The following is a 17765-nucleotide window of genomic DNA, read 5'->3' on the forward strand; positions in this document are numbered from 1 at the left end:
ACGGTGGACTAGATGCCCTGAACAGGTATCCCGGGCAACCAATCCGAAAGCCACCAACACGATTTGGTGGCTTTTTTTGGGCCTGCCTAACCGTGCGCTCGACTCGGACCCTGCCTCAGGTGCGTTCTGCTTCGTCATGTCGGTTCCTTTCTCCGGCAGGGCCGGTCAGCTTGGGGCGTTAGGCCAGCTTCTTGATGGTCACTTCCCAGTCGCCCAACTTCTCAGCGCCGTGGGTAAAACCCTCGATGGTGGTCGTGCTGGTGGTGGCATTCATGTCGGCGGCGTGGCCAATCAGAATCAGCGCGGCACTCATCGTCCACACGCGCCCCTGCTCGTTCCCGATCTTCACGATGTCGAGGGCCACCTTCTTGGTGAGCTTTCCAACCGCCTCATCGGGCAGTTCCAGCCAGGTCGCGGCGGCTTTTTCTTCTTCGGTCAAAATGAGTTCGGCCATTCCTTCTCCTTGTTTTGTGGGGCCTAACCGGCTCGCTCAACCCGGACGCCTGACGGCGCCGGTTAGCTCGAAAGTTAGGCGTTTACAGGCGCTCGATAGCCCTTCTTGGCGACCCATCGCTGGAACAGGTCCGGGTGACGATAGGCTGGAATCCCGCGTTTGGTGAAGTGTGCATAGACGGCCTGCCTTATACGCCTCACCAATTCAAAATCGGTATAGCTCCACGCTTCAGGCATCACTTACACCGTCGCTGCCAATCAGCTCTCTCAACCGGATTGCTCAACCCTGCTGCCTGACGGGTCCATGAAGCTGAGCCAGGACTGCCCCCACCCAAGCCTCGACCTCAGCCAGCGGACGGTAGATGACCTTCAACTCCCGGGGCTTGCGGTCGAGGCGCTGGAGGCTGATGACGGGCCGGCCCTGGTTGTCGCAGCCGCCCACGGCGTGGACCTTGAAGCGGCGGCCCTCGGGGCTGACGAGGGAGGTTCCGACCTTCAGGCTCATGGGTTCACCATCCAGGTGTAGATGGCATTGGCACCCAGGGCCACGCCCGCAAGCAGGGCCATGCCGAGGAACACCTTGGGCGCCCAGTGGAGCAGGGCTACGATGGCGCCCTGCACGGCCGCGCTGAGGGCGATAGCAAGCAGGATCCTGGTGCGACGGCTCATCAGCGGCCCCTTCGGGCCAGGGCAGCGGCCTTGCGGCGCTCGTGGCGGTTGACGGCTGGGGGTGCAGGCGTGTCCTTGGGCAGCTGCTGGGCCTTCTGGGCCAGGCGGGTCTTGGTGGTGTGGTCCATGGCTTCCAGCACGGCCTGTAGAAGGCCGACGCGGCGGATGGACCGGCCGTTCGGGCCGGGCGTGATGGCGACCAGGGCCGTGGGGGCGACGGGATCAATGGCGAGACGTTCCTGCATGGGAGGTCCTTTCAGATGGCTGCGGTGGCGATGTCGGAAGTCATGCGGTGGAAGAGGCGGGCGGTGGCCAGGGCATCGCCCAGGGCGGTGTGGCGCTGGTCGTCGGCTAGGTCGATGCCGTAGTGCTGGAGGAGATCGGTCAGGCCGCCCTTGCCCTCGGGCAGCAGGCCCCCGACCCGCAGAGCCGTGGCGAGGGTCATGGTGTCCACCAGGCGGTGGCTGAAGCGGCCCACCAGGTGGGGGCCGTGCTGGCGCAGGTAGGGCATCAGGAAGGCGATGTCAAAGCCCACGTTGTGGCCGCCCAGCATGACCTTCTCGCCCTGGGGCACGTTGGCGTCCAGGAAGGCCTCGATGCGGGCCACGGCGGTGGTGGGCTCCAGGGCCTTGGCGTGGTGCTGCACCAGGTCGATGCGGTTCACGGCCATGGCATCGGCCTCCACCACATAGGTGGGATGCCGGAAGGCGATCTCATCCACGATGGGTTCCCAGCCGTGCCGGGGCTTGGCGACCAGGGCCAGGGTGAGCAGGCTGTGGCGGGAGGGATCCAGGCCGCCCGTCTCGGTGTCGATCCAGACCAGATTCAACGCAGCCCCCCGAACATGTGGGGCCGGAGGATCCGGTACCAGAGGTCGATTACGTCGATCCAGAGGATGCGGAGGAAGCCGGTGTGCTCGCGGCGGTCGATGGCGCTCATGCGACCGCCTGCGCGAGCCGGACGCCCAACGTCAGCACCTCGGCCAAGAGGCCGATTTCGCGTTCTGTGGCCTTGGCCTCGTCGGGGGTGAGCCCCTCACAGCTGGGCAGCAGGTCCAACGCCTGGGAGCGCAAGGCGCGGAAGCGGGCGGCCACTTCCGGCGAAGTCACGGCCAGGCGGTGGCTGAGGTCCTCTCTCATGGCCTCGGCTTCTGCCGGGGAGCCAGGGACATGGATCCCCGCATCCTTCAGGGCCAGGCGCATCGGCTCGGACGAGGCCTTGGGTTGCACGCTGGCCTGGGCCTGGGCTCGGTTCTTCCGCTCAGCCTCGACCGGCACGGGGAGGCCGTTGACCTTGCAGTAGGTGCGGATGTCCGAGGTCAACTTGTACACCTCGATCTGGCGGTCTTCGGCCTGTAGCCTCGCCAGCCGGGCCAACTTGGTGGCGAGGCAGGCCTGGGGAGTCTTCTTCGGCATGGGGGTCTCCGGGACCGCAGGGGCGGTCATGGTGCCCTTCACGGGATGCGTGGGCCGATGCATCGTTGTGGCCGCGATCTGGCGAAGGGTGAGGGATTGAGGCGGCGGGGGCGGTTCGGGCGTGGCACCCACCTCGGCCAGGTCATTCACCAGGCTCTGGCGCAGGGTGAGGTAGAGGTCATGGCCAATGCCGGGGCCGGGATCGCGCAGCTCAGCCAGTTCCTGGCGCAGTTCACGGATGCGGGCTTCGCTAGACATGGCTGCCCCACCAACCCGAGGGCAGCAAACGGCGCAGGCGCGGCCCCAGGCCAGCAGCCTTGGGATCGTTCGTCTGGACGTGCTTCTGGAACCCTTCAAGGCCATCCAGGAGATCAAGCACGGCGTTGTAGGCTTCGCAGGCGACGATAGCCCAGCCTTTGAAGTGGCTCGGCAGATCGGCGGCCAGCAGCTTGCGCAGGCTCGGCGCGGCCTCCTGCATGAGCTGGAAGGTGGCGCGAGTGTCTTCCCGGTGGAGGGGTTCCACACGGAGACGAGTGGCGGCCTCAGAGAGCTTGGCCCCGGCGAAGCGGCAATCCGCGTCCTGGATGTGGCTGTCAGCCAGGCCCACCAGAGATTGGGAGGCGTAATCGAGTAGTTCGATGGCGGCGTGTTGGAGGCTCATCGCGTCACCAGGAACTCGGCCTGGGCCTGGTCGTCCACCCAGCCCCGGGCCTCGGAAGGGCCGTTGAAAGGGCCCGCAAACCGCTCCACACGGTGGTAAGTGGCAAAGAATTTGCCCCCCCGTTTTCCAATACGAGCCGACGCACCGGCCGCCCTTGATGTGGCAGCTCTCTCCCAGTGCCGTGGCCCTCCAGCGGGTGACCTCATCGGGGCCCCAGGCCTTAGCCATGGCGCACCTCCGAGCCTTCCTCGGCCGTATCCAGCAGCAGGGGCGTTCCGGCGGTGGCGGCTTTGCGCTGGCGCTGGGTCTCCTTGGCCGACCGTTCCTGCGCCCGCTCCTGGCGCTTGCGGTCGCGGATGGCGTCTTCGATAGTGAGTTGTGTGGCGAACTGCGGCATGAACCCTCCCGGTTTCAGCCCTTGTAGGCGATGACTTTCCGAAGCCGGCCCAGGGCCTGGCTTTCGAGTTGGCGGACGCGCTCGCGGCTCAGGCCCAGGCTGAGCGCGATGACGGCCAGGTTTTCGGCGGGGTGGCCACAGAGGCCGAAGCGCCGGATGAGGATGTGCCGTTCTCTGGGCTTGAGCAGGCGGAGCAGGCGACGGGCTTCGAGGGCGGACACCTGGGCTTCGGTGATGTCCGCGCCCTGGTCACCTGCCATGCAATCGCCGATGGTGGTGCCATCCGCGAGAAAAGGCAGATCCAGACTGCACACAGGCGGCAGCGATCCCGTCTGGCGCATGGTGGCGGCGGTCTCGCGGGGGATGTGGACGACCACCTGCTTGCGCAGGGTGTCCAGGATGCGGGAACGGATCCACCAGACGGCGTAAGTGATGAAGCGCAGGCCCTTGGCGGGATCGAACCGTTGCGCGGCCACCAATGCCCCGTGGTGCCCCTCCTGGACCAGGTCTTCCACGGAGAGGCCGGACTTGGCCCCCGTGGCGGCGAATTTCCGCGCTTCACGCCAGATGAACGCATCCAACGTGAGGATCGCCGCGGGGTCCAAGCCCGCCTCGGGCGTCCAGATGTAATCCGTGCCCTTGATGTGGACCAGGACGGGCAGCAGTTCAGCGGTGGCGGGCTCGGCCATGGCTTACCCCCGGGGCTGGAAGGGGAGAAGCTGCCGCTTCAGGCCGGACGCCAGCAGCTCGTCCACGGATTCGTAGACCCGGATGCCCCAGCCCAGGGCGAACGTCCGTTCCCGCACCGCCCCAGGGCTCTTCTCCCAGCCGGGCATCATGAAGATGCCGTCGCAGCGGCCCAGCAACATGAAGTCCACGGCCATGATGTCCTCATAGCCGAGGCGGCCGATGTCCTGGATGTTGGTGTGGGGGCAGATGGGGGCGTAGCCCAGCTCGGCCAGGTAGGTGGTCCAGGCCCTCGCGGCCCGGACATTGCCCTCCACCCCCGCCGGGGTGGGGGCGGAGATGGCACCGGAAACATAGAGAACGGCCATGGTCCGGCAATCGGCGGGGATAGGGATAACGATGGAGGTGGGCGACGGCGCGGGCTTGGGCATCACAGCTCCGCCACATCGAGAGGCACCGGGGTGTACTGGTCGGAGTGGCCAATCCGCTTGTAGAAGCGGAGGTAGGCCTTGGAGCCGGTGACGGTGATGGAATCCCCGATGGCCTCCATGGCCCGCTTCCAGTTCCGGTCGTCCACATCCAGGCGGCGCAGGCTGAGGATGCGGGTGGGGCTGAGCTTGCCCTCCTTGTCCACCTCGAAGGCGTAGTTCACCAGGGCCATGAGCTTGGCGTCGGCACCCTCGCCCCACTTGCTGATGCACTTGTCGATGAGCACCTTGGCGGCCTGGAGCCGCTCGTCGAAGGCGATGCGATCCTGGATCTGGACCTGCACCTTGTAGCGCCCGTCGAAGCTCATGAGGGTGACGTTGCCCTTCACGCCGCCCACCTTGGCTTTGAACTTGGCCATGGATTCGGCGATGAAGGCGTCGATGGTGGCCATGGCCTCGACCTTGAAGACGGCCAGGCCGGTGGAGTGCTGCTCGGCGGCCTTGACGAGGGTGGTGACCAGCTCGTCGCGGGCCAGGTCGATTTCCTTGATGGTCTCGACCGGCACCAGCCGGCCCTTGGCATCTTCCCTGAAACCATCGGGGATTTTGGTGGACATGCGTGCTCCTTGAGGGGTGGTTAAAGGCGGCAGACGGGGTAGCGGTGGTGCCAGCGGCGCCAGGCGTCCCGAAGGTGGAGGGCGCCCAGGATGGGCAGCCAGAAGGGCGAGATCGCCCAGGCCAGCGCCTTGGAGGCGGTGGCGGTCTTCATGCGACCCACTGGCCCGCGGCGCGCATCTTGGTGATGCGCTGCTGCAGCTCGTAGTGCAGAACCGGCAGCGAGGGAGGGGGGAGGCGGTCCTGGTCACGAATGAGGTTCACCAGGGCCATCTCGATGGAGGTGAGGGGCAGCGACCGTAGGATCGCTTCCTTCACTGCGTCACAAGCCATCTCGACGCTGGTCTGATCGGTGATCAGGGTGATGGCGTGCTGCGCGGTGTAGGCGGCGGCGGCGAAGGCGGAGAGGTTTGGCGAGGGCTCGAAGGGGGTCATGGCTTGGCTCCTTTGAAGTGGGGGCAGCTCTGGCAGGCAGACCAATGGCGGAGGGTCTTGGGGTTGGAGGTGGGGACGGGGCTATGGCTGATGCGGCGGCACTGCTCGGCGGGAATCGGCGCACCCAGGAAAGGGCAGGCGACTTCGCCATAGAGCGACAGCACCCGGGCCTCGATGCGCTCGGTGCCGCCCGGATACTTGTCCCTGCGGACGAGGCTGAGGGTGGTGGCGGAGTAGCCCAGTTCCCGGGCGACGGCGGCCTGGCCCTTGTCCTTGATCTTGGATTCGAGGAGGTCACGCCAGGTCATAGCTGACTCCCTGATTGGGGTCGAAGACCCGCTTCTGGCGCTTGTTCCACTGCGGGGCCTGGGGGCCGGTATCGCGCAGCAGCAGCCACCGCTGGGGGCCGCTGCGGGTGTAGGCGGGATCGAGAATCCCGACGTGGGCCAGGGCATTCAGGTAGCGGCGGGCATCTTCCCGAGCGTTGCCTTCGGTGCCTTTGGCGGCCAGCACCAGCAGCTCGTCCACCGAGGCCACCCGCTTGAGGCGCAGGGCCCGCCACAGGCGGGTTCGGAGCGTAGATGGGGCGAAGGGCGAGGGTCCATGGGGGCCCTTGGGGCCGCTGGTGATGACCTTACCGGAGGCCAGGTGCTTAAGGCCCTCGGGGGTGATGGCGTAGACGCCCTTCCAGCAATGGCGGACGAGGCCGCGTTCCATCAGGGCGTAGAGCGTGAAGCGGACCTGCGTGGGGGTCAGTTCCAGCCGGGCGGCCAGATCGCGCAGGGACACACGGTCGCCCAGGCGCTGGGGATCGGGCACCAGGGCTTGGAGGACGTGGTCGGCCACGCTCACTGCGGGTCCCCTTCTCGGCGGGCCAGGGGTTTCAGGACCTGGGGCTTCCGGGCCTGCCAGTCGTGGACCAGTTCCACGTCCTTGACCTCGGCCAGGCCGACGGTCTTGACCTTGCGGAGCCGGGCCACCCGCTCGCAGGCGGCCAGGCCGTTGAGCACCAGGCGCATCCGGCCCTCGGAGCGGACGTGGATCAGCTCGGCCACGTCATCCGTGATGGCGACGCCCTGCTCCAGCAGCATGGCGGCGGTGGCCCGCACATCCTCCAGGGTGGCGGGCTGGAAGGTGACGATGGTGGCGATGCGGCTCTGCACCTGGGGGTGCCGGGCGATCTTGTTTCGCACCTCGGCCATGCCCACCAGCACGGTGGGCAGGCGCAGCAGGTCGCTGAAGTCGCGGATGGCCTCCAGCACGCGGGTATCGGCCAGGGCGTGCTCGACCTCGTCCACCACCAGCACGTAGGGCTTGCGGGCCAGGGCGGCCAGGGCCTGCTTGAACATGTCCTCCGTCAGGCGGGTGGGCGCTTCGCCCAGCTCGGCCAGAAGGTCGTTCAGGAACCAGTGGCGGGTCCAGCCAGACTTGGCCCGCAGGTAGATGGCGTAGGGCTGCTGGGTTACGTACCAGCCAAGGGTCTCGGTCTTGCCCAAGCCGGGCTGGCCGGTCACCAGCATCAGGCAGGCCTCGACGGCCCCTCGCTCCTGGACGATGCTGACGCCGGCCAGGAGCCGACTGACGTTGGAAACGGTATGGCAGAATTGCTGGTGCAAAGGATCCTCCTCCCGAAGGGATGGGTTGGGGTGGGGCTAGGCGGGAATGCCCAGCTGTTGGCGAACCAAGGGGTTCTGGTCGAGATAGCGGTCGAAGTCGCGCCGCTCGGCGTCATCGGCGTCGTCGGGGTGGGTGAGCATGTAGCGGCACCAGTCCAGGCGGTCCTTGATGCCCGCCCGGCCCTGGGGGGCCAGGGTTTCGGGCTCGGGCACGGCCTGGACGGGCGTGGGTTCGGGCAGGCCCAGCTCGGCCATCTGCTCTTGGGCGCGGAGGAGCTGGTCGTCCGTCAGGTCGTTGATCTCGACAGGCGGCTGGGGGATCACCTTCAGGGTGGGCCGGCCAATCTGAAAGCCTTCGGCGGTGCGGATGCGGTCCCGCTCCAGTTCGGCCCGCTTGATGACAGCGATCTGGGCCTTCTTGGCGTTCTGCATGATGCGGAGCGACACCACATCCGTGCCGGCGGCGCCCAGCTCGGGGCCATCGGGGACGAAGGTGAGGGTGTCCAGCAGCTCACCGCCTCGGCAGAGCCAGGCCTGGCGAACATCCCAGGGGGACAGACGCACAGTGAGGTTGTCGGCATTGATTTCATGCAGGATGGGGGCGCTGAAGCGGAGATCCTGGCCCTCGATCCGGCAGGTGACGTAGCCGCGCACCTTCTGGGCCTTGAGGCTGGGCAGCACGCGCCATTCCTCGCCGGGGCGGATGAACCGGGGGTGTTCGGGCCCCAGTTCCTTCAGCAGGCGGGCCTTGGCCTGCTCCAGGGCCTGGCGGGGGTGGATCTGGTGGCCGTGGATGGTCCGGATGCGGTCCATTTCGGCCTGCCGGAAGGCCTCCAGCCGGAGGTTGAGGTTATCCAAAGTCTCGATCTGGCCCCGGCGCAGGGCCTCGGCGATGGGATCACCAGGCCGGGTACTGGGCGTTCCGCCTGTAAAGGTGGGGATAAGGGCTGAAAACCGCTGCTTCACGTTCAGGAAGTCGCGTTCCACGGGCTTAGACCGGCTGTTGTAGGGCAACGCGCCCCGCCACAGGGCCTCTCCGTCCTTCCAACCCATGCCGAGCTGGGGGAAGTAGCCCACCAGGTCGTCGTCGCCCAGGAAGAAGCGGTTGCGCACCTCGCGGCCGTTGTCGGACTGGATGGTCTCGGGGATGATGCCCGTGCGCAGGATGGCCTCGGCGATGGCCATGAACGGCAGGTAGCGGTTGAGGTTGTAGCCCACCGTCAGACTCAGCAGGGCGCCCGAGCCCACGTCCCGCACGGCATAGATGTTCGGGCGGAAGCCTTTGGGTTGCTCCCCGGGCAGCAGATCCTCCCAGATCCACATGGAGTCTTCGGTGTGGCCGTCGATCGACCAGCACTGGAAGGGCAGGCTCGGGCGACGGCGGACGTAGGGCCCCAGGTCGGTCTGGGCCTTCCGGGCGCCAAATCTCAACCCCATGCGGATGGCGGGATCGAGGCTGCTGACCACCCGGCGCAGGGTGGCCTCGCTGATGGCGACACCCGCGGCCTGCAAGTACTCGGTGGCCAGGGCGAAGCTGCCGGAGTGGGCGAAGGCGCCCGTGATCTTGTCCAGCAGCTCGGGCTGCTGCTCGACCAGGCGGGGGCGGCCACAGGCGCTCCACTGGGGGCGCAGGGACTCCCCGGAGGGATCCTCGGCCAGGGCCGCCCACCACCTATTAAGGGAGCTGGTGCTGGGGATCTCCCCCAGGACCTGGCGCACGTCGTCAGCCTCCTGGGTGGTCAGCAGCCAGGTGATGGCGGCCTGGCGCACAGCCCCGGGCAGGCCCTTCTTGGTGGAGCGCCGCTGCGGGCCCTGCTCGGCCAGGAGGAGACGGGTCTTCTCCAGGAGCTTCAGCCGGGCCTGCTGGACCTGTCGCGCCCGCTGGAGGGCCTCGGGGTTGGCCCGTAGCACCACCTGCTGGGGATCCCGCTTGATCCGGGGTTCCACCGTGGCCACGGCCTGGGCCTGGGCGACCATGCGGGCCTCGTAGGCGGCGCGGGCCTCGGGCCACAGGGTGAAGACCGCCTCGGGAAGCGCCAAGTATTCAACCTGCCCTTTGCGCCGGGGATCGGCGCTGGGGATGGGTTCGGCTTCCAAGCGGCCAGAGGTCACGGCCTTGAAAATCGCCTGGCGGGACTTCCCGGTAAGTTGACCGATCTCAGGAAGGGTCAGCTTTCCGGTCCGCTGGTCGAACGCCGCGCCAGTGTTGAGGTTTCCGTTGGTTTCGACTGGTTGACCGTTTGACCGTTCGGAACGGTAAACCATCGGTAAACCAGATCGGTCAACCAGGCCCGACTCGGGCGGCAGTGGGAGAGCGAGGGTGCCCATGGGTTCAGGCGGCCGGCTCGGACTGGCGGCCCCAGATCCGATCAGACAGGAGGCCCAGGGCCGCGGCGATGATGTCTTCGACCGTGGCGTCCTTGCATTCCCGATTGATGACCTGGTGGAAGTAGGGGTCCGTGTAGCCGTGGGACTCGGCCAGCACTTTCACGTTCACGCCCTTGAGCTTCAGGAGGGCGCGCTTAGCCTCGGGCTTCAGGGATCCATCTGGATTGATCCCGTGGCTGATCATCTGCTGCACATCGGCAGCCGTAGCAAGGATCGACTGGACACTTGGGGGCAGGCCGTAGGCTGCCCGCTTGCGCAGGGGCTTTTCGAGTGGCATCTTTGACTCCGGTTCCCTTAGTCAACTAAGGGTGACTACCAAGAGAATAGTCCGACGCATCAGACCGTCAAGGGTTGGGTCTTGAATTTATGACTTTATTTGCAGCGCCAGACACCCCAGGGTTCCGCCTGCGCATGGCGAGGAAGGCCCTATCGAAGTCCCAGGAGGAATTCGGAACCCCTCTGGGCTATGGGAAAGCGCCTGTGTCCACCTGGGAGACGGGCCGTGTTGAGATCACGATCCTCATGGCCCAGGCGATTGAGTTCGTCTGGGGTATCCGCTTGCGGTGGCTCCTTTACGGAGAGGGCGAGCCTTGGGCCGACAAGGCTACCCAGTTGGAGCTGCAATCGCTCCCCACCGGGGAGGTTCTCGTGCGGCCCGAGATTGACGGCACCGCAACCTGTGGACCGGGCGGCGAGATCCATCGCCCCGGGCCTTTCGCACCAACCCACCACCTGGACCGCACCCTAGCCGAGAAGCTCCTCAAGGATTCGGGTGGAGGCCGTGAGGAGGACCTGTTCTTCCTGCGCTGCGAAGGGGTGTCCATGGAGCCGACGATCCGCGACAAGGAGATCGTCCTGGTCAACACGGCCCTGGAGGGCCGGCTGCACCCGCGCAACAACGCCATCTATCTGGTACGCCGGTCCCCCAGCGGCAACGATGCCCGGGTGAAGCGCGTGCGCCTAGACCAGGAGCGCCGCCAGCTGGTGCTTTCGTCCGACAACCGCGCCTACACGCCGGCCATGATCGACCTCGACGGCATTCCCCTCCACCAGGTCGTCCTCGGCCGCGTCGTCTGGGTGGGCCGCGACCTCATCGACGGCGACCCGCCGGCTGAGGACTGGTGATATTCCATTCTTTTTGACGCGCCGCAGCCGGTCGTCGTTCAACCCGGTCTCAAGGCCGCTAAATCCCATTCTTTTTGAAAGATTCTCGCGTCAATCCGCAGCCGACCGCGCAATCTTTCTGCAAAACCACCGCGGCCCGAATCTCGGTCCAAACCCGCGCCGAATCTGAGCCCAACCCCCGTCGCGCCCTATCCCCGTCTCAGAGAATCATTTCGACGGTTCACACTGATCGCCTGCCAGTATTTTCGTGACTTCAAATGTCCCTCTTCCCGCCACGAAGAAGCCGCCTTTCGGCGGCTTCAGTGGCGGAGAGAGGGGGATTCGAACCCCCGGTACTGGTTTACCCAATACACTCGCTTAGCAGGCGAGCCCGATCGGCCACTCCGGCATCTCTCCAAGGTCTCCCAGATTACCGTTGGGAGCGGATCGGCACAAGGCTTCTTGCCCAGAGCCGCGCCCAGCCTTCAAGATGGAGGCACGGAGGGATGGCCGAGCGGTTTAAGGCAACGGTCTTGAAAACCGTCGTGGGTGTGAGCTCACCGCGAGTTCGAATCTCGCTCCCTCCGCCACCTCAGCGCCCCGCGAATGCGGGGCGCCTTCATGAAGGCGTGGTGGGAGCGAGATTCGAAGTCACTGAATCGCTGGCAGGTAACCGCAGGTCCCAACAGCCCGGGGGGCTGTCGAGACCGTGAAGCGGTGTGCCAGCGATTCGTGCGACCGGAAGGGACGCCGCGGAGCGGTGGCCCTGGAGGGAATCTCGCTCCCTCCGCCACCCCAGCGCCCCGCGAATGCGGGGCGCGATCGTAGGCTCGTTGGATGATTGGCGTCCCGCGTTCCAACCATCCGAGCCCCGGGATCTCCAGGCTACGGCCGGTGGTCCCATCCCTCCGCCGCGCGGAAGCTGTGGTAACGCTCGTGGCCGAGGATGAGGTGGTCGGCCAGGGGCACGCCGAGGGATTCGCCGGCGGCCTGAAGGCGTCGGGTTAGCTGGATGTCCTCGCGGCTGGGGGCGGGATCGCCACTGGGATGGTTGTGGAAGGCCAGGGCGGTGCTGGCCCCGTAACGGAGGGCCTCGCGGAAGAACTCGCGGGGGCTGATGAGTGTGGCGGTGGCCGTGCCTTGGCTGAGGATGCGTTCGGCCAGCAGGTCGCCCTTGGCGTTGAGGGCCAACAAGCCGAAGCGCTCCTCGCTCCAACCCTGGCAGCGGGGCAGGAGGTAGCTGCCTGCGGCACGGGGGCTGGTGATGCGCGGCCGATCAGACCCGCGCTGGGCGCGCCGGGTCAGTTCCAGGGCGGCCCAGAGCTGGCCGGCCTTGGCCGGGCCGAGGCCCGGCTGGTCCAGCCAGTCGTTCAGGCCCAGGGCCAGGAGGCCCGCGATGCCGCCGGTGCGGCCCAACACGGTCTGGGCGAGTTCCACGGCGCTCTGGCCCCGCAGTCCCGTGCCCCACAGCAGGGCCAGCAGGTCCGCATCGGACAAGGTCTCGCCGTGGCCCGCCAGCAGGCGTTCCCGAGGGCGCTGATCGGGGGAAAGGTCCAGGATGCGCATCAGACCCTCGTCCACTTCTGGCGATCCCGGTTCCACCGCAGTACCTGGAGCTTGCCCTGGCCAGACAGCCGCATGCACAGGGCCTCGCGGCCGTCGTTCAGGAACCAGGTGCTGGCCAGGGCCGTGTGGCGGGGGGTGACCGTGAGGATGGGATGGGCCTCGCCCGTGCGGGTGGCCACCGTGGGCGCGTCCATGCCCGGGGGCAGCGGGATGTTGGCGGGCTTGCCCCACTTGATCCGGCGGCTGAGCTGCACCGCAAGATGCTCTCCGGCGCCGCTGGCCTGGCCCAGGGCCACGCTGACGTTGGTGCCCCGGGCCCGGGCGAGGCTGAAGGCCTGCTCCAAGCTGCCGCGGATCTCCTGGTGGGCCACGGCGAGGTCGAGGCTACCGGGATCCCATTGGGCCAGGCACACCACGCTCAGGATGGCGGCCACCGCCATGGAGACGGTGAGGTCCAGCAGGGAGGCTCCCCGTTGAGAGGCGCGGCAGCTCCGGAGCATGGCCGCCCCCTACTTCGTGGCGGCCGCGGGTCGCGGCACGGGGGTGAGGGCCAGGTAGGGCTTGAGCTTGGCGTAGGACTTCTCGCCGATGCCCTTGACGTTCATCAGCTCCTCCGGTCGCTGAAAACCGCCGTGTTGCTTGCGGAAGGCCACGATGCGCTCGGCGGTCTTCTGGCCGACGCGGGGCAGCTGCATCAGCTCGGTGACCGAGGCCGTGTTGAGGTTCACGGCCCGCTGCGGGGCCCGCGGTGCGCGAACGGGCGCTGCGGAGAGGGGAAGCGCCAAGGCGAGCGCCAGGGCGAGAGAGGTGAAGGGGTTGGACATGGTTGCCTCCTTTCAGGCAGTCATGTCCAATCGAGGGCTGTGCCAGTTTGTAAGCCATTTGTTTGCACATAAAAGATTTTATATATGAAAATATTTTGTTATTTAAATATGACAAAATAATATAAAAAAATAACAATTTACATTATTTCAATATTTATATTTTGTAATAAAATTTATGAAAATATTGAATAAATGACATGAAATCAGATTGGAGGAATCCACCCTCATCCCTGTCGTCACCGCTATCCTTGAGAAGTCCGAGGAGCGCTGCAGGACCCCACAGATTGGCTGTGCGGGATCTCAGGCTCGGACGCTCTCGATCAGGAACGGCGCTCACCTCACCCCTGTCCGGGGTCGATGAGGTGGGTCGTTCCACCCGTCGTCCTGGCCCTTCGTGGAGGTCCCCATGACCGTCGCCACCGCCGATTTCATCGTCGCCGATCTCGCCCTTGCCGCCTGGGGCCGCAAGGAGATCGCCATCGCCGAGGGCGAGATGCCCGCCCTCATGGCCATCCGAAAGGAGTACGCGGCAAAGCAGCCCCTCAAGGGCACGCGCATCGCGGGCTCGCTGCACATGACCATCCAGACCGCCGTGCTCATCGAGACACTGAAGGCGCTGGGCGCCGATGTGCGCTGGGCCAGCTGCAACATATTCAGCACCCAGGACCACGCCGCCGCCGCCATCGCCGCCGGGGGCACGCCCGTCTTCGCGGTGAAGGGCGAGACGCTGCCCGACTACTGGGAGTACACGCACCGCATCTTCGACTTCAAAGACGGTGCGAACATGATCCTCGATGACGGCGGCGACGCCACGCTGCTGCTGCACCTGGGCGCCCGGGCCGAGCAGGACCTCCACGTGCTGGATCACCCGGACAGCGAGGAGGCCACCGTGCTCTTCGCGGCCATCCGCAAGCGCCTGGCCGAGCAGCCGACCTGGTATTCGGCCCAGCTGGCCAAGGTCCAGGGCGTGACCGAGGAGACCACCACCGGCGTCCATCGCCTCTATGAGATGGCGAAGAAGGGCGAACTGAAGTTCCCCGCCATTAACGTCAACGACAGCGTCACCAAGAGCAAGTTCGACAACCTCTACGGCTGCCGCGAGTCCCTGGTGGACGCCATCAAGCGCGCCACGGATGTCATGGTCGCCGGCAAGATCGCCGTGGTCTGCGGCTACGGCGATGTGGGCAAGGGCAGCGCCCAGGCGTTGCGCGCGCTGAGCGCCCAGGTGTGGGTGACCGAGATCGATCCCATCTGCGCCCTGCAGGCGGCCATGGAGGGCTACCGCGTGGTCACCATGGATGAGGCCGCCGACCAGGCGGACATCTTCGTCACCTGCACCGGGAACCTGCGCGTCATCACCCACGACCACATGAAGCGGATGAAGCACAACGCCATCGTGTGCAACATCGGCCACTTCGACAGCGAGATCGATGTCGCCAGCCTCGAACAGTACCAGTGGGAGGAGATCAAGCCCCAGGTGGACCACATCATCTTCCCCGATGGCAAGCGCATCATCCTGCTGGCCAAGGGCCGCCTGGTGAACCTGGGCTGCGGCACGGGCCACCCCAGCTACGTGATGTCCTCCTCCTTCGCCAACCAGACCCTGGCCCAGATCGAGCTGTGGACGAAGAAGGGCGAGTACCAGATCGGCGTCTACACGCTTCCGAAACATCTGGACGAGCAGGTGGCGCGGCTCCAGCTGCAGACCCTGAACGCCAAGCTCACAGCCCTGCGTCCAGAGCAGGCCAAGTACATCGACGTGCCGGTCGAGGGACCGTACAAGGCCGACCATTACCGCTACTGACACCATGCACGTTTCAGAAGAACAGGGCGCCGCAAGGCGCCCTGTTCGTACTGGGTGAAAGCCCTGATCAGGTCGGCATCTCCGTGGGGAGCGGCGCCAGGTTGGGGGGGACTTCCACGGCCTTCATCACGGCGTGGCGGGTGACGGCCTCGCAGTCCAGCTGGGGAGTCTGCGTGAAGTGGGCGGCACTGAGGTCGGCGCGGATCTTGGCCAGCACCTTGGCCCGGGTGAGGTGGTTGCCGCTGGCCATGGCCTCGCGGCAGAAATGCCAGGTGAAGGCGCCGTGCCAGTCGCCCTGCATGAAGGCGTCCGCGGCGGTCTGGCTGTCCTTGCAGGCGGTCCACAGGATGTGGTGCGACAAGCCCTTCTCCAGGAGCTTGATGTGCCCGGGACGGGCCCGACGGTACTCGATGTCGCGGAAGGCTTCGATCGAGGGCGGCGGCAGGTAGCGGGGCTTGCGGTCCATGAGCAGATCCGCGGCCCGCAGGCCCGCGCCGCTGTGGGACGTGTCGAGCAGGATTTCCAGGATCACGGTCGGGGGCAGCTGCACGAACAGGTCGTGGAGTTCGTCGTCCACGATGAGGTGATCGCGGTCCCACTGAGGTCCGCTCTTGGCCAGGTCATGGGGGCAGAAGGCCTCATCGGCCCGATCGAATTCGTCGAGGTTCAGGTCCGGCACCTGGGTGCCATGACCCGCGAAGGTGAAGACCAGGTGGTTGTACCGGCCGGCCAAGGCGCCCTCCACCATGCGCCGCAGCTCGTGCATGATGTTGGCTTTGGTGGCGGCCTGATCCGTCAACTGGATGATGTCGGAATCTTCGAAGCCCAGCAGATCCCTCAGCAGGGCGGCCATATCGCGGGCGTCGTTGACGCACCCGTTCAGGTTGGCCGCGGGGAAGTTCTGGTACTGGTTGATCCCGATGCAAAGCGCGGTTCGATGCAGCATGGGAGCCTCCTAGGCTTGGCGCTCTTACTCGGGGGATGTGGGGACAGACGCGCCGCGCCCGTCCCCCTTAGGGGCAGCAGATCCTGGGTGGATCGGAGGACTGCGGCAGACCGCGCACATCCTGGAGGACTCCACCCTTCACGATAGGCCCGGGTTGCACCGGTTCAAGCGCGGGGCCCTTTTTCCGTACAATGGCTAGAGCTAGTTGCGGCGGAGTCCCATGAGCGACGACAAAAAAGAACCTTGGCTGAACCTCCTGGCCCTGACGACGGTGATTCTGGCGGTCTGCGCGACCTTGGCCACCTTCAAGGGCGGCGGCCACTCCACGCGCACCATGTTGAACCAGGCCATGGCCTCGGATCAGTGGGCCTATTACCAGGCCAAGGGCATCAAGGGCAATCTCTACGAAGTCGAAGCCATGCGCCTGCGCCGGGAACTGGAACTCGCTCCGAAGGCGGCCCTGCCCGCCTTGGAGAAGAGCCTCGTCGATGTGGAAAAGAAGGTGGCCAAGTACGACAGCGAAAAGGCGGACATCCAGAACAAGGCCAACGGCTACGAGGAGGCGAAGGCCGACGCGCAGAAGCACGGAGCGGTCTTTGGATTCGCGGTGATCTTCCTCCAGATCGGCATCCTGCTCTCCTCCATCGCCGCCTTGCTCAATCAGAAGCCCGTCTACTACCTGGGCCTGCTGGTGGGCGTGGTGGGCATCGTCTATTTCATCAACGGCTTCTATCTCTTTCTGCCGGCCTGATGTGGGCCCTCACGGTCGCCGCCATCATTGAGTGCGAGGGGCGCTACCTCGTGGTGGAAGAGACGGACGGCGCCTCGCCTGAGCGCGTCTTCAACCAGCCCGCGGGCCATGTGGAGCCCGGTGAGGGCCTTCTCGACGCCGTGCGCCGCGAGGTGCGCGAGGAGACCGGCCTGGTCTTCACCCCCGAGGCGCTGGTGGGCATCTACCAGCTCCAGGCCCGAAACGGGAAGGACTACTGCCGCGTCTGTTTCCGGGGCACCGTGCCCGCAGGCGTCGAGGCTGTTCCCGAGGATCCGGAGATCCTCGGCTGCCGCTGGCTCAGCCGCGAGGAACTGGCCACCGCACCCCTGCGTTCGGGCCTCGTCTTGCAGTGTCTGGACGATGCCCGTGCCGGCGCCGCCTACCCGCTGTCGCTCTTGGAGGGCGTGCGGCGGGAGCGGTAGTCCTCAGCCTGGATGATTGGATTCGCCCAGCCCGCTTGAATCTTTGCGAGAGTCTGGCCCGGGGCTCGCGACGGAAGGCACGGTCCGCTTGTGGTACCGGACCGCCGCCACCACCGACGTGAACAGGCCCGTGATCCAGGTGCCCAGGGCCCAGGCGAAGGCCCGGCCCAGCGTGGTCTGCATGGGGCCCCCCGCCTTCATCACCGCCTCGATCTGCTCGGCGGTGAAGCCCTGTTGGGTCATCCTGAGCCGGCCCAGGGCCTCCATCTCCGCGAAGTAGCTGGGGAAGACCACCAGGGTGAAGAGCAGGCTCCCCACGAAAATGATGGCGGAGGCGATGACGGAGGCCCCCACGCCGTTCTGCACCTGGCGCAGGTAGCCCAAAGTGGCGGCGCTCCTGCGGAGCATCAGTACCAGGATGCCGATCTGCAGGGGGATCGCCAGCCACATGAGGAAGAGCAGGCTGGGGTGCCGGTACCAGCCCGTGAAGCCCATGACGAAAGTCCAGAGCACCACCAGGATGCCGAGGACGAGACCTGTGCGAACCGCCACCATGCCATGCT

27 protein-coding genes, 2 tRNA genes and 1 riboswitch are annotated in these 17765 nt (G+C 66.2%); of the genes, 5 read left to right on the forward strand and 24 right to left on the reverse strand.

Translation table 11 applies throughout. The features are described 5' to 3' along the window. Window positions 1–178 precede the first annotated feature (178 nt). The 18 genes from NOV74_RS08755 to NOV74_RS08840 all read right to left on the reverse strand — a co-directional run bounded on the left by NOV74_RS08755 (window position 179) and on the right by NOV74_RS08840 (window position 10041). Entirely contained in the window at window positions 179–454 is a 276-nt protein-coding gene (locus NOV74_RS08755) for a hypothetical protein (RefSeq protein WP_257311157.1), read from the reverse strand. 279 nt (window positions 455–733) lie between these two features. Then, on the reverse strand, window positions 734–958 hold the full coding sequence (locus NOV74_RS08760) for a hypothetical protein (protein ID WP_257311159.1): 225 nt from the start codon (window positions 956–958) through the stop codon (window positions 734–736). Further along, window positions 955–1122 (reverse strand): hypothetical protein, encoded by a 168-nt coding sequence (locus tag NOV74_RS08765; RefSeq protein ID WP_257311161.1) that lies wholly within the window; start codon window positions 1120–1122, stop codon window positions 955–957. The genes NOV74_RS08760 and NOV74_RS08765 overlap by 4 nt, the downstream gene beginning before the upstream one ends. Then, entirely contained in the window at window positions 1122–1367 is a 246-nt protein-coding gene (locus NOV74_RS08770) for a hypothetical protein (protein WP_257311163.1), read from the reverse strand. Before NOV74_RS08770 ends, NOV74_RS08765 begins: the two co-directional genes overlap by 1 nt. 11 nt (window positions 1368–1378) lie before the next feature. Further along, complete coding sequence (locus NOV74_RS08775; protein ID WP_257311165.1) at window positions 1379–1951, reverse strand: 3'-5' exonuclease; 573 nt, start codon at window positions 1949–1951, stop codon at window positions 1379–1381. A gap of 106 nt (window positions 1952–2057) precedes the next feature. Next, window positions 2058–2795 carry a hypothetical protein gene (locus NOV74_RS08780; protein WP_257311168.1) on the reverse strand — a complete coding sequence of 246 codons (738 nt, stop codon included), beginning with the start codon at window positions 2793–2795 and terminating at the stop codon, window positions 2058–2060. Continuing rightward, window positions 2788–3198, reverse strand: coding sequence for a hypothetical protein (locus tag NOV74_RS08785; RefSeq protein ID WP_257311171.1), 411 nt, complete (start codon window positions 3196–3198; stop codon window positions 2788–2790). The genes NOV74_RS08780 and NOV74_RS08785 overlap by 8 nt, the downstream gene beginning before the upstream one ends. Window positions 3199–3418: 220 nt before the next feature. Then, window positions 3419–3595: a hypothetical protein gene (locus NOV74_RS08790; RefSeq protein ID WP_257311173.1), complete on the reverse strand. Its 177-nt coding sequence runs from the start codon at window positions 3593–3595 to the stop codon at window positions 3419–3421. A 14-nt stretch (window positions 3596–3609) separates the two neighbouring features. Next, a complete protein-coding gene (locus NOV74_RS08795; RefSeq protein ID WP_257311177.1) occupies window positions 3610–4284 on the reverse strand; it encodes a sigma-70 family RNA polymerase sigma factor in 675 nt (224 codons plus the stop codon). A 3-nt stretch (window positions 4285–4287) separates the two neighbouring features. Then, a complete protein-coding gene (locus NOV74_RS08800; RefSeq protein ID WP_257311180.1) occupies window positions 4288–4713 on the reverse strand; it encodes a DUF4406 domain-containing protein in 426 nt (141 codons plus the stop codon). After that, window positions 4713–5327, reverse strand: coding sequence for a DUF3164 family protein (locus NOV74_RS08805; protein WP_257311182.1), 615 nt, complete (start codon window positions 5325–5327; stop codon window positions 4713–4715). The genes NOV74_RS08800 and NOV74_RS08805 overlap by 1 nt, the downstream gene beginning before the upstream one ends. Window positions 5328–5347: 20 nt before the next feature. Beyond that, complete coding sequence (locus NOV74_RS08810) at window positions 5348–5479, reverse strand: hypothetical protein (protein ID WP_257311184.1); 132 nt, start codon at window positions 5477–5479, stop codon at window positions 5348–5350. Next, complete coding sequence (locus NOV74_RS08815; RefSeq protein ID WP_257311185.1) at window positions 5476–5760, reverse strand: hypothetical protein; 285 nt, start codon at window positions 5758–5760, stop codon at window positions 5476–5478. Before NOV74_RS08815 ends, NOV74_RS08810 begins: the two co-directional genes overlap by 4 nt. Then, window positions 5757–6068 (reverse strand): hypothetical protein, encoded by a 312-nt coding sequence (locus NOV74_RS08820; protein WP_257311187.1) that lies wholly within the window; start codon window positions 6066–6068, stop codon window positions 5757–5759. The genes NOV74_RS08815 and NOV74_RS08820 overlap by 4 nt, the downstream gene beginning before the upstream one ends. Next, window positions 6055–6606 (reverse strand): helix-turn-helix domain-containing protein, encoded by a 552-nt coding sequence (locus NOV74_RS08825; protein WP_257311190.1) that lies wholly within the window; start codon window positions 6604–6606, stop codon window positions 6055–6057. The genes NOV74_RS08820 and NOV74_RS08825 overlap by 14 nt, the downstream gene beginning before the upstream one ends. A gap of 2 nt (window positions 6607–6608) precedes the next feature. Then, complete coding sequence (locus tag NOV74_RS08830) at window positions 6609–7376, reverse strand: AAA family ATPase (RefSeq protein WP_257311192.1); 768 nt, start codon at window positions 7374–7376, stop codon at window positions 6609–6611. 36 nt (window positions 7377–7412) lie between these two features. Further along, entirely contained in the window at window positions 7413–9488 is a 2076-nt protein-coding gene (locus NOV74_RS08835; RefSeq protein ID WP_257311193.1) for a hypothetical protein, read from the reverse strand. 220 nt (window positions 9489–9708) lie between these two features. After that, the gene (locus NOV74_RS08840) at window positions 9709–10041 is read right to left on the reverse strand and encodes a hypothetical protein (RefSeq protein ID WP_257311195.1); all 333 of its coding nucleotides are present in this window, start codon (window positions 10039–10041) and stop codon (window positions 9709–9711) included. An 89-nt stretch (window positions 10042–10130) separates the two neighbouring features. On the opposite strand from NOV74_RS08840, the gene NOV74_RS08845 reads away from it, so the two are divergent. Continuing rightward, complete coding sequence (locus NOV74_RS08845; protein WP_257311197.1) at window positions 10131–10889, forward strand: helix-turn-helix domain-containing protein; 759 nt, start codon at window positions 10131–10133, stop codon at window positions 10887–10889. A gap of 303 nt (window positions 10890–11192) precedes the next feature. Here NOV74_RS08845 and NOV74_RS08850 read toward each other — a convergent pair. After that, window positions 11193–11285: transfer RNA gene (locus tag NOV74_RS08850), tRNA-Ser, on the reverse strand. Window positions 11286–11368: 83 nt separating this feature from the next. On the opposite strand from NOV74_RS08850, the gene NOV74_RS08855 reads away from it, so the two are divergent. Next, window positions 11369–11458: transfer RNA gene (locus NOV74_RS08855), tRNA-Ser, on the forward strand. Between the two features lie 295 nt (window positions 11459–11753). Here NOV74_RS08855 and radC read toward each other — a convergent pair. Genes radC through NOV74_RS08870 form a run of 3 tightly spaced genes read right to left on the reverse strand, consistent with a single transcriptional unit; the run spans window position 11754 to window position 13258 of the window. After that, entirely contained in the window at window positions 11754–12434 is a 681-nt protein-coding gene (gene radC, locus NOV74_RS08860) for a RadC family protein (protein WP_257311200.1), read from the reverse strand. Beyond that, window positions 12434–12934, reverse strand: coding sequence for a pilus assembly FimT family protein (locus NOV74_RS08865; RefSeq protein WP_257311203.1), 501 nt, complete (start codon window positions 12932–12934; stop codon window positions 12434–12436). Before NOV74_RS08865 ends, radC begins: the two co-directional genes overlap by 1 nt. 9 nt (window positions 12935–12943) lie before the next feature. After that, complete coding sequence (locus tag NOV74_RS08870; protein ID WP_257311206.1) at window positions 12944–13258, reverse strand: ComEA family DNA-binding protein; 315 nt, start codon at window positions 13256–13258, stop codon at window positions 12944–12946. Window positions 13259–13511: 253 nt separating this feature from the next. Continuing rightward, window positions 13512–13600: riboswitch (S-adenosyl-L-homocysteine riboswitch) on the forward strand. A gap of 64 nt (window positions 13601–13664) precedes the next feature. On the opposite strand from NOV74_RS08870, the gene ahcY reads away from it, so the two are divergent. Next, entirely contained in the window at window positions 13665–15062 is a 1398-nt protein-coding gene (gene ahcY / locus NOV74_RS08875) for an adenosylhomocysteinase (RefSeq protein WP_257311209.1), read from the forward strand. Window positions 15063–15129: 67 nt separating this feature from the next. Here ahcY and NOV74_RS08880 read toward each other — a convergent pair whose 3' ends face one another. Then, window positions 15130–16008, reverse strand: a complete 879-nt coding sequence (locus NOV74_RS08880; RefSeq protein WP_257311211.1) for a caspase family protein — start codon at window positions 16006–16008, stop codon at window positions 15130–15132. Between the two features lie 220 nt (window positions 16009–16228). On the opposite strand from NOV74_RS08880, the gene NOV74_RS08885 reads away from it, so the two are divergent. Next, window positions 16229–16759 (forward strand): DUF4337 domain-containing protein, encoded by a 531-nt coding sequence (locus NOV74_RS08885; RefSeq protein ID WP_257311214.1) that lies wholly within the window; start codon window positions 16229–16231, stop codon window positions 16757–16759. After that, complete coding sequence (locus tag NOV74_RS08890) at window positions 16759–17202, forward strand: NUDIX domain-containing protein (protein ID WP_257311216.1); 444 nt, start codon at window positions 16759–16761, stop codon at window positions 17200–17202. The genes NOV74_RS08885 and NOV74_RS08890 overlap by 1 nt, the downstream gene beginning before the upstream one ends. Window positions 17203–17205: 3 nt before the next feature. Here the strand turns inward: NOV74_RS08890 and NOV74_RS08895 are convergent, their stop codons facing one another. Beyond that, a complete protein-coding gene (locus NOV74_RS08895) occupies window positions 17206–17757 on the reverse strand; it encodes a DUF4199 domain-containing protein (protein ID WP_257311219.1) in 552 nt (183 codons plus the stop codon). Between the last annotated feature and the right edge of the window lie 8 nt (window positions 17758–17765).

It is taken from the genome of Geothrix fuzhouensis (genome assembly GCF_024609325.1).
Taxonomy (GTDB): domain Bacteria; phylum Acidobacteriota; class Holophagae; order Holophagales; family Holophagaceae; genus Geothrix; species Geothrix fuzhouensis.

Excerpts from the sequence above, each read along its gene's own strand:
- NOV74_RS08870 (WP_257311206.1), bottom strand. The coding sequence starts at position 13,258 with ATGTCCAACCCCTTCACCTCTCTCGCCCTGGCGCTCGCCTTGGCGCTT.
- NOV74_RS08895 (WP_257311219.1), bottom strand. The coding sequence starts at position 17,757 with ATGGTGGCGGTTCGCACAGGTCTCGTCCTCGGCATCCTGGTGGTGCTC.
- NOV74_RS08780 (WP_257311168.1), bottom strand. The coding sequence starts at position 2,795 with ATGTCTAGCGAAGCCCGCATCCGTGAACTGCGCCAGGAACTGGCTGAG.
- NOV74_RS08770 (WP_257311163.1), bottom strand. The coding sequence starts at position 1,367 with ATGCAGGAACGTCTCGCCATTGATCCCGTCGCCCCCACGGCCCTGGTC.
- ahcY (WP_257311209.1), top strand. The coding sequence starts at position 13,665 with ATGACCGTCGCCACCGCCGATTTCATCGTCGCCGATCTCGCCCTTGCC.
- NOV74_RS08800 (WP_257311180.1), bottom strand. The coding sequence starts at position 4,713 with ATGCCCAAGCCCGCGCCGTCGCCCACCTCCATCGTTATCCCTATCCCC.
- NOV74_RS08820 (WP_257311187.1), bottom strand. The coding sequence starts at position 6,068 with ATGACCTGGCGTGACCTCCTCGAATCCAAGATCAAGGACAAGGGCCAG.
- NOV74_RS08890 (WP_257311216.1), top strand. The coding sequence starts at position 16,759 with ATGTGGGCCCTCACGGTCGCCGCCATCATTGAGTGCGAGGGGCGCTAC.
- NOV74_RS08880 (WP_257311211.1), bottom strand. The coding sequence starts at position 16,008 with ATGCTGCATCGAACCGCGCTTTGCATCGGGATCAACCAGTACCAGAAC.
- NOV74_RS08760 (WP_257311159.1), bottom strand. The coding sequence starts at position 958 with ATGAGCCTGAAGGTCGGAACCTCCCTCGTCAGCCCCGAGGGCCGCCGC.
- NOV74_RS08805 (WP_257311182.1), bottom strand. The coding sequence starts at position 5,327 with ATGTCCACCAAAATCCCCGATGGTTTCAGGGAAGATGCCAAGGGCCGG.
- NOV74_RS08865 (WP_257311203.1), bottom strand. The coding sequence starts at position 12,934 with ATGCTCCGGAGCTGCCGCGCCTCTCAACGGGGAGCCTCCCTGCTGGAC.
- NOV74_RS08810 (WP_257311184.1), bottom strand. The coding sequence starts at position 5,479 with ATGAAGACCGCCACCGCCTCCAAGGCGCTGGCCTGGGCGATCTCGCCC.
- NOV74_RS08785 (WP_257311171.1), bottom strand. The coding sequence starts at position 3,198 with ATGAGCCTCCAACACGCCGCCATCGAACTACTCGATTACGCCTCCCAA.
- NOV74_RS08795 (WP_257311177.1), bottom strand. The coding sequence starts at position 4,284 with ATGGCCGAGCCCGCCACCGCTGAACTGCTGCCCGTCCTGGTCCACATC.
- radC (WP_257311200.1), bottom strand. The coding sequence starts at position 12,434 with ATGCGCATCCTGGACCTTTCCCCCGATCAGCGCCCTCGGGAACGCCTG.
- NOV74_RS08840 (WP_257311195.1), bottom strand. The coding sequence starts at position 10,041 with ATGCCACTCGAAAAGCCCCTGCGCAAGCGGGCAGCCTACGGCCTGCCC.
- NOV74_RS08845 (WP_257311197.1), top strand. The coding sequence starts at position 10,131 with ATGACTTTATTTGCAGCGCCAGACACCCCAGGGTTCCGCCTGCGCATG.
- NOV74_RS08765 (WP_257311161.1), bottom strand. The coding sequence starts at position 1,122 with ATGAGCCGTCGCACCAGGATCCTGCTTGCTATCGCCCTCAGCGCGGCC.
- NOV74_RS08885 (WP_257311214.1), top strand. The coding sequence starts at position 16,229 with ATGAGCGACGACAAAAAAGAACCTTGGCTGAACCTCCTGGCCCTGACG.
- NOV74_RS08790 (WP_257311173.1), bottom strand. The coding sequence starts at position 3,595 with ATGCCGCAGTTCGCCACACAACTCACTATCGAAGACGCCATCCGCGAC.
- NOV74_RS08815 (WP_257311185.1), bottom strand. The coding sequence starts at position 5,760 with ATGACCCCCTTCGAGCCCTCGCCAAACCTCTCCGCCTTCGCCGCCGCC.
- NOV74_RS08755 (WP_257311157.1), bottom strand. The coding sequence starts at position 454 with ATGGCCGAACTCATTTTGACCGAAGAAGAAAAAGCCGCCGCGACCTGG.